Annotated in this window: 1 protein-coding gene; it reads left to right on the forward strand. The window is 73.9% G+C overall.

Features of this window, described 5'->3' with window-relative positions:
• A partial coding sequence (locus B8460_RS20440; protein ID WP_048863469.1) for an MFS transporter occupies window positions 1-318 on the forward strand: 318 nt, incomplete at both ends.

Below are 318 nucleotides of genomic sequence, written 5' to 3' on the forward strand. Positions count from 1 at the left end.
TGGTTCGCGACCACCGCCTCGCTGCCCGCCATACGCGCGCACTACCCGCTGACGCCCTTCCACGCCGCGCTGCTGACCAGCAGCGTGCAGGCGGGGTTCGTCGCCGGCACGCTGGTCTCGGCGCTGCTCAGCCTCGCGGACCGGTTCGACCTGCGCCGGCTTTTCGCGGCCGGGGCGGCGGTCGCGGGGATCGCCAACGTCGCGATCCTGTTCCTCGCGCCCACGTCGGCGGTCGTGCCGGTGCTGCGCTTCCTCACCGGCGCCTGCATGGCGGCGGTCTATCCGGTCGGCATGAAACTCGCGGCCACGTGGGCGGCG

Origin of the sequence: Acidisphaera rubrifaciens HS-AP3 (assembly GCF_000964365.1) — a bacterium.
GTDB classification, from domain to species: Bacteria; Pseudomonadota; Alphaproteobacteria; order Acetobacterales; family Acetobacteraceae; genus Acidisphaera; species Acidisphaera rubrifaciens.